The organism is Nibrella saemangeumensis (assembly GCF_039541915.1).
GTDB classification, from domain to species: domain Bacteria; phylum Bacteroidota; class Bacteroidia; order Cytophagales; family Spirosomataceae; genus Nibrella; species Nibrella saemangeumensis.
In genome coordinates this window covers 183,199-196,917 of sequence record NZ_BAABHD010000029.1, presented here as the reverse complement: position 1 = coordinate 196,917, position 13,719 = coordinate 183,199, and the positions used below count along the sequence as shown (strand labels likewise).

The window sequence follows — 13,719 nt, the reverse complement described above, 5'->3', positions numbered from 1 at the left end:
AAGGCCTGTTTGGGCAAACTAACCTGAGCGTTTATGAAACAGCGAATTGTCCAGTTAAGCTTACTTGTGGATGATTATGATGACGCTATCCGTTTTTACACGCAGAAGCTCAGGTTTGTGCTCCTGGAGGATACCGTCCTTAGTGAGACTAAGCGGTGGGTGCGGGTAGCACCACCCGGCTCAGAGGAGTGTGCGCTCCTGCTGGCTAAAGCCGCTACCGAGCAACAGCGTACGCGGATTGGCAACCAAACGGGCGGGCGCGTTTTTCTGTTTCTGCATACGGACGATTTCTGGCGGGATTACCGAAACTTATTAGCCAACAAAGTTCAGATTATCCGGGAGCCGTCGGAAGAGCCGTATGGTACCGTAGCGGTATTTGCCGATTTATACGGCAATCTGTGGGACATGATTGAGCCCAAAGTAGCCGAGGGCTTTTGATTTTGAGCCTTTCTACTTTAGCTATGTAACAAAGCCAATAGTACCTATAAATTGTAACTGCTTTGGAACAATAATTTTAAAAAAAAAGTAAAACACCCTTCTACTGTAAGTCGATATGAAAAAGGTGAAAGTGATTTATAAAACAAGCAGCCAATTGTTGGTTGGCTGCCTGCTGAGTTTAAGTTCATTCGGCCAATTACATGAAATAGAAGCCTCCAAAACTAACTGGACAACAGTTGGCGAAATAAAATGGTTGGCAAACACAAAAGCCAGTTTAAAATACTTTGTCAGCAAAACGGATACTACTTACCATTTATACCTTCAGGATGATCAAAAGTTAAAGAACAGTTCAGATATGACTGTGTATAAACATTTCAGCATCTTCTTTAGTGGTATAGATAATACAATCGGAAATTTATACGACCTGCTAAATACTTTTTTTACAGCCGAAAACAGGAAAAACAAAGAATTGGAAAAGATATTTAAACTGGGGAACGAGATGGTACATGTACAGCATTATCCTAAACTTACAGCGCCGGCTATTATGGTTTCCACCAAAGAAAACCATATTGTGCTTACACAAAAAGAGATAAAGAAGCTGTTTAACAGGTAAGGGAGAATACGCTTAGGAGAGCCCCAAAAGGTTATTTTTACTTCCAATGCTTCATCAGGCCACCCAATCATCTAGCCTTGTCGACGGGACGCTTCCGGGCCTGAAAAAATCGTTTCTGGAGCCTTTTCAGAGATATTGTACAAGGTCAGTTACACGCCCGAACCAATAAAAGAATAATAGCCTACTTAAAGATTTGGTCAACGGAACAGGTGCTAAAACAGTTGGAAGCGCTGGATATTTCAAAAGAAACCCAGCGATAGCTCGCTGGGCTCTCCAACCCTTAATCCCTAACCTAAAAATTATCTATAATGCCGGGCGTACTGCTGTCCTTCGCTGTTGGTGGCGGCTTTCTGCTGAACCAGTTGTTGAAGGGGGGCAGAATTGGTGCCAACCAGCCAGTGCTTCTTACCACTTATCTGCAGCGGAGCCAGCGCTTTCATGTCTCCGGACAGGTGAATGCCGCTTTGGGCCGAACGCAACGGCCGGAACTCACCCTTTCCGTTACCCAGCATCAGCAGGCCACAGGTGGCATCGTAACGCCCCGTCAGGTAGTCGGGGCTAAACTGATTGCCAATGGTAAGGACATCCAGATTTCCATCGGCGTTAAAATCGCCGAGTCCCATGCCCGTTATTGGTGCCAATTGAGCCGGCATCGGCAGCGGACGAACGTTCCAGTTTAGCGCCCCGTCGCTTCCTTTTCCGGTATTCTCCATGTACACCGACGCAAATGAGTTAGCTTGTAGGGTGTTTTGTAACTCCTCTTTCCCGAACAGGTCAGAAACGGCAGCTTTGGCAAATTGGTTATAGGTTAGAAATTTCTTCTTAACCACCGGAAATCGACTAACCAGCGCGTCGCGTCCCAAAACCGGCACTTCCTCCCCGTTGAGGTAGTAACTGAGCAGGGGCTGAACACCGCCTGGAAAAGGTACCGCGTACAGGCTTACCGGCTGCTCTGCAGTAGGCTTTAGCCGGTTGTTCAGGCCCCAGTTGCCGACTACCAAATCAGGGTCGCCGTCCTGGTCGAAATCCCCGGCGGCTACGCTCATCCACCAGCCCGTCTGAGCCGACTGGTACCAGCGTTTTAGTCGCCCTGCTTCGTTGTGGAATATGGTCACCGGCATAAATTCACCCACCACGACCAGGTCGGGCCAGGTGTCCCGGTCTATATCCACCCAAACCGCATCTGTCACCATGCCAACATACGACAGATCGGGCGCAGCTTCTGCCGTAGCGCTCTCAAAACGCCCCTGACCCTTGTTGCGCAGCAGAAAGCTTTCGGGTAGTTCGGGGTAGCGGTTCGGTACCACGCGCCCACCCACAAACAGGTCTAAATCGCCGTCTTTGTCGTAGTCAGCCGCACGGGCACAGCTGCCACTGGCGTATTCGACCGGAACGGCCGCTTTGTCGCGCACAAAATTGCCCTTACCGTCATTCATGTACAGCCGGTCCTGGTAAGCAGCCGTCAGCGGGTTGTACTCGTTACCACCACTGACCACGTACAGGTCCAGGTCACCATCCCCATCGGCATCGAGCAGCGTACCGCCCATGTCCTCAAACCCAGGGTCGGGCACCGGTCGGGTCGTAAACTGCCCGTTGGCCTGCTGAAAAAACAGGCTGCCACTGGTGCGGGCCGGCCCTCCTATCCATATATCATCCCGCCCATCACCGTTCAGGTCGCCGGTGGCCAGGTACGGGCCGTTGCGGGAAAAGCGGTGCGGCAGCAGGGGTTCATTGTTAAAATCTTCGTATTCGTTCTCCTGATGGACAAATGACAAGCCATTCGCCAGCGGCAGTGTCTTAAACAGAGCCGGCTCCTGCGGCTGGGCCCATCGCCCAAAGGCAAAATCACTGGTCAATTCTCCGGCCTGCTGATAAGCTAGTGCCAGTAGCGTGTCAGCCGGAATAGCCGTTTGGACTTGCCGCCGGCCGTCGGGCCAGATGACCTCCAGCGTATCTACCTGAGCCGCCTTTCCCAACCCGAAATGCAGGTATGGCTCCTGGCTGGACTGAAAGCCCCGGTACGGATTGTACTCGGCAAACTGTTCGTTTCGGCCCGTCACCACCCGCACCTTAGCACCCGCAGCCACATGACCACTCAGCTTCAGCCGGAAGAAGTGGTGCTTACTGAATTGTTCGCTGCGGTTCTCAAACACGGAGGCCGGCTCGTTGAGGTTGTTGGTCACCAGGTCCAAATCCCCGTCGTTGTCCAGGTCGGCATAGACAGCTCCGTTGGAGAAGCCCCGCTTGGCCAGTCCCCAGGCCTCACCCTGGTCGGCAAACGTCAAATCCCCTGCTTTATCACCACCCTGGTTACGAAACGCGAAGTTCGGCTTATCAACGGGCTCCAGTTCCTCTACCCGCTTCAGCAGCCGCTCCCGCACGACCTCGTAGCTGCCGTCCATCATCTGCGACTCGGCATCGCGGAAAGCCGTGAAGTCATTGTCCGTAATATCGCGGGGGATACCATTGGTGATGTAAATGTCTTTCCAGCCATCGTTGTCCAAGTCAGCAAACAGCGCCGACCAGCTCCAGTCTGTTTTAAAGATGCCGGCCAGTTGCCCGATTTCGCTGAAGCTGCCGTCGCCGTTGTTGAGCTGCAGCATGTTGCGGGCGTACTGCGGCAGATATCCCTGGCGCAGCGACAGATTGAACAGGTCGTTGGTGGTACCCATGCCCATCAGTTTCTGCCGCTTGTTGTCATCCGGCATCATATCCACGGTCAGTATATCCGGGTACGAATCATTGTTAAAGTCGGCTACGTCACAGCCCATGGAAAAGCGGGAGGTGTGGCGCAGGTGACGGTGCGCACTCTCGATAAAGGTGCCCTGCTGATTGAGGTACAGGTTATCGTCGTACGCAAAATCATTGGCTACGTATACGTCCGGCCAGCCATCGCCGTTGATGTCGCTGACGGCGATACCCAGCCCAAATCCCTCCGTCGTTACGCCCGCCAGTATGGTCACATCGGTGAAGCGACCGTTGCCGTCGTTGCGGTAGAGCCGGTCGGTGCTGGGCGCGGAGCCGTCGGTGATTCTGAACTTGGGGTAGTTGGGGTTTACCTTTTCGTGAAAGTGCGTGAGCAGGTATAAGTCCAGGTCGCCATCTTTGTCGTAATCCAGAAATGCGGCCTGGGTGGTAAAGCCTTTGTACGCAACGCCATAGGCGGGCGCTTCGTCGCGGAAGCGGATGGAGCCATCGGGTTGCTTCCCCTGGTTGATGAATAGCTGGTTGGGCGTGTTGTTCAGCCCGGCATGGCAGACGTAGATATCGGCCCAGCCGTCGGCGTTCACATCGGCCACGGCTACGCCCGAACACCACGCGCTGGTGGTCACCCCGGCTGATTCAGTAATGTCTTCAAATCTCAGCTTCCCGGTATTGCGATAGAGCTTACCCGATACCTGATTACCGGAAAAATACAGGTCTGTCAGCCCATCGTTATCGAAGTCGGCAGCCGCTACGCCCCCGCCCATGTAGAAGTAATCGTACTCCAGAATATTGTTCGTCGAAACCGGCTGCAACTGATTCGTAAACGTAATGCCGGTTTGCGAAGAAGAGACTTCTTTAAAGAGCGTAGGACTGGACTGTTGCCAGCCGCAGGCGCTCATCAGGCCGCTGATTACCAAACCGGAAAAGACCGCTCTACAGTTCATGGGCCAAAGGTGGGTAGGACATGAATGGCCGACACCCGGTTGTCGGGTGTCGGCCTAATTTCAACAATAACTCACTAATAGCCGGGGTTCTGGGTGAGCGCCCGGTTCACGTCCAATTCAGATTGGGGTATCGGAAAGACAACCTGGTGCGGCTTGAAATCCCGTCCGTATTCTTTTTTGAGGAATTCGGCGGCCTTACCGGTTCGGGTGAGGTGATACCACTGATTGTATTCGCATAAGGTTTCGACCCGACGTTCCTGCATAATATCGTCCAAGGCCTTTTCTTTCGTACCCGCTGTTTTAGGCGGAAGCTTTGCCCTGGCCCGCACCCGGTTGATGTGCGTGTAAGCCTCAGCCGTACGGCCCAGCTCGTTCAGAATCTCGGCATAGTTCAGCAATACTTCGGCATACCGCAACTGCTTCAGGTTGATGGCACTGTGGTCGTTAGCCGAAGGTCCCTGCCACCACTTTGTATAGGCATAGCCGGTGGTGGTCCACTTTTTCTCCATCTCAAATCCGTAGTAAGGCTCGTCGCCTTCCACCAGAATCTGCGCTTTGCGACGAACATCACCCGGTTCAAAGGCTTTCACCACCTGCTCGGTCGGAAGCTGGTTCCCCCAACCGCCATATGGGGCGTACTTCTCGCCAATTCCACGGGGGGCCAACTGCTGCGGCAGATAGTGGCCGTTACGGGAGGCTCCCCAGCCCAATTGTGAATCGCGGTATTGAACCTCAAACACCGTCTCCTCATTATTCTCATTGCTAATGGCAAAGGTTTTCTTGTAGTCGGGCGTCAGGTCGTAGATACCCAACGCCATCAGGTCTTCGGTGGCTTTGGCGGCTTTCTGCCAGTCTTTGAGGTACATATAGGTGTAGGCCAGGTACCCCAGCGCGGAACCCCTGGTAGCCCGCCCCACATTGACGGCATCGTACTTAACCGGCAGATTAGTCGCAGCATCCGTAAAATCTTTGGCGACCTGCGCCCACACCTGCTCCACCGGCGCGCGGGGCACATCAGTAGGCGAGGTTGCCGTCTGCTCGTCCAGAATCAGGGGCACGCCCCCGAACTGACGGGCGAGCTGGAAATAGCCAAAACCCCGCAGGAACTTGCCTTCGCCCACCAGGCGCGTTTTCAGATCGGCCGTCAACTCCGAAGGCTGAGCTTTCTCCATCCGCGACAGCACCAGATTGGCGCGGGTAATGATCTCATAACCAGCCGACCAGGAGCTGACAAGCTCACTATTAACAGCCTGGAAGTTCAGCGCTTCGAGGTTAAAGTGATTGGCGTTCTCGTTGGGCTTCAGGTCACCCGTTGGCATACCCGCCAGCGCGTACCACGGAAACGAAGCCCCGTTCCACTGCAGGGCAAAATAGGCCGCGTTTACACCAGCCTCAAAGTCTTTGTCGCTTTTCCAGTAGGCAACGTCAGTAATGGCATTTTGCGGGGTCAGGTCCAGAAACGTCTTCGTACAACCGTAGATGGTAAGCAGGCCTACCATGCTCAGAATGGCTATCTTTAGCTTTTTCATATAAAGCGAATGGTTTTGTCTGGTTTGTCAGTTAAAAGCTCAGGTTTAAACCGCCCATCAGCGTACGGGCCACGGGGTAGCGTCCCATATCAAATCCGGTATTCAGCACATCCTGGTTAAGACTGCCCACCTCCGGATCGTAACCGGAGTATCGGGTGATGGTAAACAGGTTCTGGGCCGCTACATACACCCGCAGGCGATCGCCACTGAGCCGCTTCGTCAGATTCTGCGGCAGGGTGTAGCCAATCTGGAAATTACGGCAACGCACGAAACCACCTTCCTCGACGTAAAAATCGGAGAAGCGGTTGTTGTCGGATGCCGTGAAATACGCTACCCGCGGAATGGTGTTGCTCGTACCCGGTCCGGTCCACCGGTTCATCATCTCCTTCGCTACGTTCTGTACCCCCTGGCCGTTGTAGTTCCGGATGTCGTACAGGTGCCGGCGGTTGTTGTTGGCAATTTTATTGCCCGCCTGTCCCTGCAGAAATAGGGTTACATCGAAGTTTTTATAATCGGCCCGGACGTTTCCGCCAAAGATGAGTTTAGGTAAACCACTGCCGAGGTTCGTTCGGTCGTTGCCGTCAACTTTACCGTCGCCGTTGATGTCGATGTACTGCCGGTCGCCGGGAATCGCCTGCTCTTTCATCGGGGAACCGTCTATCTCCTGCTGACTCTGAAAGATACCCGCTGTCTGGTAACCCCAGAAATAGGCAATCGGCTGGCCCACTTCGGTGCGTGAGTTGGCGTTGTTCTGCCCTACGTCCATGTTCCGGACAATCGGCCGGCCACCGTCACCCAGCGAGGTTACCCGGTTCCGCAGCGTAGCCAGGTTCACATCGGCACTCCACCGGACTTTGCCGCTGTTGGCCCGGTAGCCCACGGCAAATTCAAAGCCACTGTTGCGCATACCCCCGGCATTGCGCAGAATGCTGTTGTTGGGCGCTCCGAGGGACATTGGTACCGGAATCCGAACGAGCATATCCCTTGTTTCGCGGTCGTAGTAATCGGCTACGATGTTGATGCGGCCCTGCATCAGCGACGCATCGATACCGACATCAATCTGCGTGGTCGATTCCCATTTGATAGCCGGATTGGCCAGACTTCGTACCGTAATACCCGTAGCGGCAGCTTGTGCCCCGGTGCCCAGCGAATATTCGATTTCGTTGGACGACAAGGTATTCATGTACTGAAAGTTAGGAATGTTCTGGTTGCCCAGCACCCCCCAGCTCGCCCGGAGCTTCAGGTCGTTGACAAACGAGTTGTTGCGCAGGAACCCTTCGCGGGAAAGCCGCCAGCCGGCCGACACCGAGGGGAAAAGACCAAACTGGTTCTCGGGGCCAAAGTTGGGTGAACCGTCGCGCCGGATGTTAAACTGAACCAGGTACTTATCGTCGTAGGCGTACGACAGACGGCCGATGTAGGAAAGCAGGGCAAAATCGCCGAGGCTGTTCCCCACATTCCGGTTCTTCTGCTCCGTAAAGCCAAACGCCCGCACATTGGGGTTGACGAACGTATTGGCGTTTCCGCTGAGGTACGAAGACTGTCCTTTCAGCGCGTCGATACCGGCCAGCGCACTCACTACATGACGTTCGTTGAACGTCCGGCTGAAGTTCAGCGTGTTAATCCAGTTCCACTGGTAGCTGCGGCTCATGTCCTCGTTGGCATCGGCGCGGGTCGTATTCCCAAAGATGTTGGCCGAGATAAAGGGGGTATAACCCGTACTGCCGGAATTGCCCAGTTCAATTCCCAGGCTCGTACGGAACGTTAACCCCTGGATTATGTCTAACTCGCCAAATACCAGGCCCAGCATCCGCAGGTTAACCCGGTCATTTTCGACTACCTTCGTCCGGTACAGCGGATTGTACAACTGGCGCGGGTAATACCGGGGTTCGGTTGTCAGAGGGAAATGGGAATACCCGCCCAGGCCGAACAGCGTGGGGCTCTGTAAGCCATCGGCAGCGTAAATCGGTTGCATCGGGTGCATTTGGTAAGCCGTTTGCAGGATACCGTCGTAATCGCGGTCAATGGGTACCACCTGCTGGTTATCCCGCGCAATATTGAGGGTATGCCCGAAGCGGAGCCGGGAGCCTACCTGATAATCGCTGTTGATACGACCGGTAAAGCGCTGGTAGAAGGAGTTTATAATTAAGCCATCCTGCCGAAAGTAACTGAACGAAGCCGCTGTACGGGACTTGGCCGTGCCGCCCGACAAGGTAAAATTGTAGTTCTGGATAGCCCCGTTCTGGAAAATCGCATCCTGCCAGTCGTAGGTTGGCAGTGAGGACGGGTTAGCCCAGAGCGGGTTCAGCGGGTTATTTTTGGGAACGGTTGTCCGCGGGTCGTTATTGGAATTGGTTACCGATTCGTTCGCCAGCGTAGCAAACTCCGGGCCGTTGAGTACTTCTATCTTCCGGGCCGGCGTCTGCACACCCACGTAGCTGTCGAATTCGATGCGCGTGCGTCCTTCTTTGCCCCGCCGGGTGGTTACCAGCACTACGCCATTGGCCGCCCGCGAACCGTAGATGGAGGCAGAAGCCGCATCCTTTAAAATTTCGATGGATTCAATATCGTTGGGGTTAATGGCATTCAGGCTACCCGTAGGCAGACCGTCTACCACGTACAGCGGCTCGTTGGCGCTGCTTCCCTGGCCCCGGTCGGTGGTGGTGCCTACGGTACCTACCCCGCGAATCCGCACCGATACGCTTCCGCCCGGTGCCCCGGAGTTCTGGGTTACCTGCACGCCGGCTGCCCGGCCCTGAATCGCCTGGTCAAGCCCGGTCAGGGGCAACCCTTTGATTTCGTCGGCTTTCACCTGCGATACCGCCCCGGTTACATCCCGCTTCCGCTGCGTACCGTATCCAATCACCACGACCTCGTTGAGGCTCCGGACGTCAACTTTCAGGTTAACGTCGACCACCAGGCGGTTTCCCACCGCCACCTCCTGCGTTTCGTAGCCGATGAATGAGAAGATAAGCGTTACGGCATTATCCGGTATGGCCAGGGAATATTTCCCGTTTACGTCGGAGGTAGCTCCCCGAATACTGCCTTTCACGATGACATTCACTCCCGGCAGGGGGGCTCCGTTTTCTTCGGCGGTAATGGTGCCGGTAATGGTCCGGTCGACGCGCGTGGCCAACTCCTGCGCCATCCGCATTGTCAGGTTAGACAGGTTCAGCGAGGTACTCACCGAAGTCAGGACGACTTTATTGCCGATGAGTTCATACTGAATGCGGAGGGGTTTCAGGAGCCGGTCAAGGACCTCACCCAGGGGCTCATTAGCCACGTGGAGCGACACTTTCGGGTTCCCCTGTACCACCTGGGAGCTGTACATGAAGCGCACCTCGGTTACCTTCTCCAGCAGGGCAAGGACCTTTCTGATTTCCTTTTCCTCCAGATTCAGGGTAACACGCCGGTTCAGGTACTCCTGAGCGTGGGTATCATGGGCAAACGAGGTTCCCACAATAGCCAGCATAACAACAAATTGAATTACAGAAACCTTCATAATCTGCCACCAGATTTGGCCTGTACATGGTTGTTTCATAACTTTAATCAGGTTTTGAGAAATCCATTTCTTAGAAGAGTTCCTCTGCATAATCCCGAGAGGGAGGCTGACAAACAGGGAGGGGCTTGACCTATCGGCAGTAGGACCAGTACTGCCGATTTTTTTTGCCTTAAAACTGAGTCTTAGCGAGTCTTATTTTGGCATAGCGTACAAGGGGTTTAGGTGAGTTCAGGAAAAAGAATTAGCAACCGCGGACGTTGAGCACAATCTGCCCGTCCACAATTTCGTACGTGCCGCCGACCATCTTGCAAATCAGGTCGAGCTTCTCGAAGAGGCTCTCGTCGTTGAAGGTCGCCGTAATCCGGCAGGTCGTAAACGCATCGGCATCGTACTGTAAATGGATACCGTAGGCCTGCTGTAGCTGTTGCAGGACCTCCGCCAGGGGCGTATCGTCGTACACAAATTCGGCAGGGCGGATCACCACCGGCTTCGCTACCAGTGTTTTGGTAAACTGCTGAATGGCCTTATCGTAGATAGCCGCCTGGTTTGGCAATAGCACAAATCCATTGAGACTATTTCCGGAATGCTGCCGGGGTCCGGCCTTCCGGGACTCGGCCTCCCGGTACACCGACACCTTGCCGGTACGCACCTGCACGGTCACTTTTTTGTCGGTTTCGTAAGCCCGCACCACAAAGCTGGTACCCAGCACTTTAGTAACAACATCTCCCGCGTATACCAGAAACGGAGCCGAGGTGTGTACTACCTCGAAAATTGCTTCGCCGGTTAAGTATACCTGCCGGGATTCACTGCCGAAATGGGGCGCATACCGGAGGGCGCTCGAAGGCCCCAGGTGAACGGTAGATCCATCGCTGAGCACCAGTTTCAGGGTTTTACTGGTCGAATTCACCGTTTCGGCCAGTGCCGCCGTCGCGGCCGGCTTTGTCGGCTGTGGCTTTTTTGACGCGACTATTTCCGCCGGCCGGCGCATCAATCCGAACACGGCAGCGCCCAAACCTACCATGATTACCATAGCAGCTGCGGCCCACCACCAGCTTCGGCGCATGGGGCGAACGGGCTGACTGGTCTCCAGCGTTTGAAGCTGCTGCATGAACTGGTTTACCTCCGCCCGTACCTCCTGCTCACTGACGGGGGTCGGGTTGATGTTCATCGCCCGGATGATTCGTTCCGCCTGCCGGATGGTGTCGGTTTTTTCGGGATGCTGGTGCATGAAAGCCAGCCAGAACGTCTCGTTGTTGATGTTGCCCTGCACCCAATCGCGGAAGTGGTCATCCATCACAAAGTCTTCGACGCTGAACGTTTCGTATTTTTTCATGGCAGCCTGCAGAATCGTAGTAGTATCTATATGATATGGATAGTGGCGTTTTATAACCTTCAATTCTGTTTAATCTACAATGTGCCCTGACATTGGGTGGTTTTGCCGAATCAGAAGTAGAGCGTGTAGGTCTTACCCGGCTGGGTGTTGAAGCGAATCAATCCATCGGCTTCTTTGGTAAACGCCACCGCTCGGCCATCTGCGGTTACCCTCACAACCGGGTTGAGTCCTTTCAGCCGGCAGGGCTGACCCGCTCGGGAAATAACACTCGCTGACGTCAGGCGTTTCTTATCCCAACTCATCGCTACCTCAAAGCCGCTGGTCGCCCGGAAACCCTTCACCTGGCCACTGGACCAGGCATCCGGTAAGGCGGGCAACAGATTGATGAAGCCATCCTGGCTCTGGATGAGCATCTCTGAGGTAGTGGCGGCATTGCCAAATACATTGTCGATTTGAAACGTACCGTGAGCAATGCCCAGCAGGTTCGGCAGGACAAAATTGGACTGTAAGATACGGTGGTGCTTAAGTGCTTCATTGCCCATGCCCAACCGGGAATAGAACAGACTTACCCAAACCCGACCCCAGCCGGTGCCACCCTTGCCATTCAGATAAGGATCATACGAGCCATATCGGAACTTAGGCTGGCTGGGGTTGCCCTTCAGCCTCACCTCCAGTGTGCGCAGGGCTGCCTGGGCTAACGCGGGAGTCTTTACCAGCGAGAAGGCATTATCCGGGTACAGGCTGTAGAGGTGCGAAATATGACGGTGTCCCAGTTCCGGCTCTTTATAGTCTTCCATCCACTCCTGAATCCGACCCGACGGACTGATCTGAATCGGCACTAGCCGGCTTTTGGCCGCCAGCAACTGCTGCTTAAAGGACTCATCAAACGAAGGGTCATCCTGGCTGAGGATGTCAATGGCTTCCAGACAGTTGTCGAATACATCCTGAATAATCTCGGTGTCCATGGTAGCCCCATAACCCAGCATGAGTTGTTTTCCGTCCGGCTTTTCGTAGGTGTTTTCCGGAGAGTGAGACGGATTGGTCACCAGCCGTCCGGCAAAGGGCAGGCCTTCGGGAATCTCTACCAGGAAGTCGAGCATAAACTGAGCGGCTCCTTTGATTTGGGGGTATACCTTAGTGCGCAGCAATTGCTTATCGTGCGAGAACAGAAAATGTTCGTATGCATGACGGCTCAGCCAGGCTCCCCCCACCGGCCACACGCCCACTCCGCCCTGGTCCGGTGCCGTTCGACCGAAGACGTCCATGGCGTGGTGCATGACCCAGCCGCCGGCCCCGTACTGGTTGCGGGCGGTCTGCTGCCCGTAAGGTATCATCTGCTGCATGTATTCGATCAGGGGTTTGTGGCAATCGGCCAGATTAGCCGTTTCAACAAACCAGTAATTCATCTGCAGGTTAATGTTCGTATGATAGTCGCTGGCCCAGGCCGGTTTGAGGTGTTCGTTCCAGAGCCCCTGCAGGTTGGCGGGCAGATCGCCCGGACGAGAGCAGGCAATCATCAGGTAACGGGCGTACTGGTATTGCAGCACCGTCATGAACTCATTGCCGGTACTGTCTTGCCGAACCGATTCGACCAGTTCGTTGGTGGGTCTTCTCCAGGCTTCCTCGGTACCTACTCCGTTCAGGGTCAGTTGCAGCCGGCTGAAGAGCTTCTGGTAGTCGGTACTGTGCTCCTGCTTCAGCGTTTGGAATGGTTTGGCCGTTGCCTTACTCAGTAAGGCCGAACAAACCTGGATAGGATCCTGGGGGGTGTAGCTGGTTGCCTGGGCAATGTACAGCACCACTTCGTCGGCTTGCCGGATAACGATTGAATCGCCCCTGGCCACTAGCGTGCCTCCTTTCACCAGTGGTTTTACCTGGGTCTCAAACCGCATACCCCGGTTGACTTGCTGCTCATCGGGGAAGTTTACCTGCCCTCTCAGCACTAACTTACCCTGTTCGGTCAGGGAGACCGCATCCTGTTCGCGGGTAATCTTCAGGGTAGTGGAGATCTGACCGGGGGCGGAGGCCGTTAGTCGCAGGACCAATACGTTCTGAGGGTGCGACGCAAAGGCTTCGCGCTGATAGCGCACCTTGTTGATGGTGAATGAGGTGGTGGCAACGGCTCGTTCCAGATCCAGTGAGCGCTGGTAATCAGTAGCCTGACGGGCATCGATGCCCTCAAAGTGCAGCCACAGATCGCCCATTGTCTGATAAACGCCCAGTTTGGTAATGGCCCCCAGGGCGTTCTTGCTCAATACTTCCGCTTCGTCTTCTTTTCCTTCAAACATGAGCCGGCGTACCGTGGGCAGCGCCGATAGTGCTTTGGGATTATTAGCGTCGGCAAAGTAGCCCGCCCACAAGCTTTCCTCGTTCAACTGAATGCGTTCGCGGGCTATACCGCCAAAGACCATGGCTCCCGCTTTGCCGTTGCCAATGGGCAGGGCCTCAACCCAGCCCTGCCGGTTGCGGTTATCCCAGGGATTGGTGGTTTTTCCAGGGCCATAGGGCAGCCCCTTAGGTAGCGTGGCCGGCTGTTTATACCATAAAGCCAGCTTGGGAAACGGTATTGACTGAGCAGTTGCCAGCAGGTGACCACACCACAGGAGAAGGCTAATAGCCGCTGTTTTCACAAAACGCATATGCAGTTACAAGCA

Annotated in this window: 7 protein-coding genes; 2 read left to right on the top strand and 5 right to left on the bottom strand. The window is 54.7% G+C overall.

Features of this window, described 5'->3' with window-relative positions; translation table 11 throughout:
• The first annotated feature begins 33 nt into the window (after positions 1–33).
• Both ABD949_RS13905 and ABD949_RS13900 read left to right on the top strand, forming a co-directional pair.
• Positions 34–438 carry a VOC family protein gene (locus ABD949_RS13905; RefSeq protein WP_345244404.1) on the top strand — a complete coding sequence of 135 codons (405 nt, stop codon included), beginning with the start codon at positions 34–36 and terminating at the stop codon, positions 436–438.
• Positions 439–553: 115 nt separating this feature from the next.
• On the top strand, positions 554–1,051 hold the full coding sequence (locus tag ABD949_RS13900; protein WP_345244402.1) for a hypothetical protein: 498 nt from the start codon (positions 554–556) through the stop codon (positions 1,049–1,051).
• Between the two features lie 299 nt (positions 1,052–1,350).
• Here ABD949_RS13900 and ABD949_RS13895 read toward each other — a convergent pair whose 3' ends face one another.
• The 5 genes from ABD949_RS13895 to ABD949_RS13875 all read right to left on the bottom strand — a co-directional run bounded on the left by ABD949_RS13895 (position 1,351) and on the right by ABD949_RS13875 (position 13,704).
• Positions 1,351–4,701, bottom strand: a complete 3,351-nt coding sequence (locus tag ABD949_RS13895; protein ID WP_345244400.1) for a VCBS repeat-containing protein — start codon at positions 4,699–4,701, stop codon at positions 1,351–1,353.
• A gap of 74 nt (positions 4,702–4,775) precedes the next feature.
• Positions 4,776–6,230 carry a RagB/SusD family nutrient uptake outer membrane protein gene (locus ABD949_RS13890; RefSeq protein WP_345244398.1) on the bottom strand — a complete coding sequence of 485 codons (1,455 nt, stop codon included), beginning with the start codon at positions 6,228–6,230 and terminating at the stop codon, positions 4,776–4,778.
• Positions 6,231–6,261: 31 nt separating this feature from the next.
• Positions 6,262–9,732: a TonB-dependent receptor gene (locus tag ABD949_RS13885; protein WP_345244396.1), complete on the bottom strand. Its 3,471-nt coding sequence runs from the start codon at positions 9,730–9,732 to the stop codon at positions 6,262–6,264.
• A 241-nt stretch (positions 9,733–9,973) separates the two neighbouring features.
• Positions 9,974–11,065, bottom strand: coding sequence for a FecR family protein (locus tag ABD949_RS13880; protein ID WP_345244394.1), 1,092 nt, complete (start codon positions 11,063–11,065; stop codon positions 9,974–9,976).
• 110 nt (positions 11,066–11,175) lie between these two features.
• On the bottom strand, positions 11,176–13,704 hold the full coding sequence (locus ABD949_RS13875) for a glycoside hydrolase family 95 protein (protein ID WP_345244392.1): 2,529 nt from the start codon (positions 13,702–13,704) through the stop codon (positions 11,176–11,178).
• Positions 13,705–13,719: the final 15 nt, after the last annotated feature.

What these genes read in the sequence shown, in the direction of transcription:
- ABD949_RS13875 (WP_345244392.1), bottom strand. Translation starts at nt 13,704, where the DNA reads ATGCGTTTTGTGAAAACAGCGGCTATTAGCCTTCTCCTGTGGTGTGGT.
- ABD949_RS13900 (WP_345244402.1), top strand. Translation starts at nt 554, where the DNA reads ATGAAAAAGGTGAAAGTGATTTATAAAACAAGCAGCCAATTGTTGGTT.
- ABD949_RS13885 (WP_345244396.1), bottom strand. Translation starts at nt 9,732, where the DNA reads ATGAAGGTTTCTGTAATTCAATTTGTTGTTATGCTGGCTATTGTGGGA.
- ABD949_RS13895 (WP_345244400.1), bottom strand. Translation starts at nt 4,701, where the DNA reads ATGAACTGTAGAGCGGTCTTTTCCGGTTTGGTAATCAGCGGCCTGATG.
- ABD949_RS13880 (WP_345244394.1), bottom strand. Translation starts at nt 11,065, where the DNA reads ATGAAAAAATACGAAACGTTCAGCGTCGAAGACTTTGTGATGGATGAC.
- ABD949_RS13890 (WP_345244398.1), bottom strand. Translation starts at nt 6,230, where the DNA reads ATGAAAAAGCTAAAGATAGCCATTCTGAGCATGGTAGGCCTGCTTACC.
- ABD949_RS13905 (WP_345244404.1), top strand. Translation starts at nt 34, where the DNA reads ATGAAACAGCGAATTGTCCAGTTAAGCTTACTTGTGGATGATTATGAT.